The following is a 1,438-nucleotide window of genomic DNA, read 5'->3' as shown; positions in this document are numbered from 1 at the left end:
CTCAGCAGATACTTCTATTCCGTATATGTCTTTTAATTGATCATGTATATCCCTTGTTGACATACCCCTTGCATACAGTGATATTACTTGTTCTTCTATACCTGAGATGTTTCTTACATTTTTAGGAACGACTACAGGTTCAAATTCTCCTTTTCTATCTCTGGGTATATTTATTTGCATATCTCCATAGTTAGTCTTTACCTTCTTTTGAGTATAACCATTTCTTCTATTATCTGTTCTCTTATTAGTTCTATCTCCTTTTTCATAACCTAATTCCACCTCTAATTCTGCCTCTAGCATTTCTTGTAGGGCATCTTTAAACATATTTTTTAAATATTCATGTAAATCTCCAGCTGTTTTTAAGTTACCATCCTTAATCATTTCTCTTAAAACTTCTCTTGGTAATGTTGACATAGAAAAACTCCTTTCTGGTTTTGATTTCTAGTGTTAATTATTGCCAGAAAGGAGTTTTGTTTTTCACCTAAGCACAGATTTTTTTACACTACCCATCTCACACTAGGGTTAAGATATGCTACTTTTGAAATTGAAGAAATACCAGGACAAATTGATATACAGGCAGAAATAAGTATTCCACAACATGAGTATATAATAGGTGGAGGTAATGACCAAGTAACTGTGCCAAGTAGCTCAACTATGTTTTAGGTTGGTTTCAATAAATATATTATCTTTGGAAAAAATGCTGAAGTTTATCACCCCAACATTTATTATAGAAACTATTTATGTAAAACAACTATTTCACTAATCTTACCTCTTTTATTTCCTTTAGAATTAATGGATCTTGAGGCATTGACCTTTTCTATAAAAATATCATTTTCTCCTTCTACATATAGTTCATAGAAAAAATTATCATTTGGATCAGAATTGCTCAACATAGCTTGAGCTTTTTTTTCTTTAACTAATTTTTTAAACCATTTAGCAAGTTCTCTTTGATTATCGTCGTTAAAACCTGATTTTGAATAACTGGTAAAACTAGATGAAGATGTTAATGGTCTATAAGGTGGATCCATATATACAAAGGTATCTTGGTCAATTTCAATATATTTTTCTACATCATAGTATTCACCTGCAACTAAGGTAACACCTTGAAGTGCTTCACTAACATTTATTAGATTTTTTTCATCACAGATTTTAGGTTTTTTATATCTACCAAATGGCACATTAAACTCTCCTGATTTATTCAATCTATATAAACCATTAAAACAAGTTCTATTTAAAAATATTAAATGAGCTGCATGAAGAATACTATCTTTTGTAATTTGCTTATAGCATAAACTTTTCTTCTCCTCATTAAATTTACTTCTAATTTCATAAAATAGTTCTTTACGTTTTTCATTATCCTTTGATAAAAAGTTTTCTTCTAATTCTTTAAGGATTTCTATTAGTTCATTACATTTGTTTTGTACAATTTTATATGTTA

General features: G+C 29.1%; 3 protein-coding genes. 1 reads left to right on the top strand and 2 read right to left on the bottom strand.

Translation table 11 applies throughout. The annotated features are described in order from the left end of the window. Window positions 1–414, bottom strand: a 414-nt coding sequence (locus L21TH_RS05845) for an IS256 family transposase (protein ID WP_034429453.1), incomplete at its 3' end; no start/stop codon positions are given. A 30-nt stretch (window positions 415–444) separates the two neighbouring features. On the opposite strand from L21TH_RS05845, the gene L21TH_RS05840 reads away from it, so the two are divergent. After that, window positions 445–663, top strand: a complete 219-nt coding sequence (locus tag L21TH_RS05840; RefSeq protein ID WP_006311672.1) for a hypothetical protein — start codon at window positions 445–447, stop codon at window positions 661–663. A gap of 71 nt (window positions 664–734) precedes the next feature. On the opposite strand, the gene L21TH_RS05835 is transcribed toward L21TH_RS05840, so the two are convergent. After that, window positions 735–1,438 (bottom strand): DNA adenine methylase (locus L21TH_RS05835; protein ID WP_034429451.1); only part of this gene is annotated, 704 nt, incomplete at its 5' end.

The organism is Caldisalinibacter kiritimatiensis (genome assembly GCF_000387765.1).
GTDB lineage: Bacteria > Bacillota > Clostridia > Tissierellales > Caldisalinibacteraceae > Caldisalinibacter > Caldisalinibacter kiritimatiensis.
The sequence above is the reverse complement of the archived record's forward strand: the minus strand, read 5'-3'. Positions and strand labels throughout refer to the sequence as shown.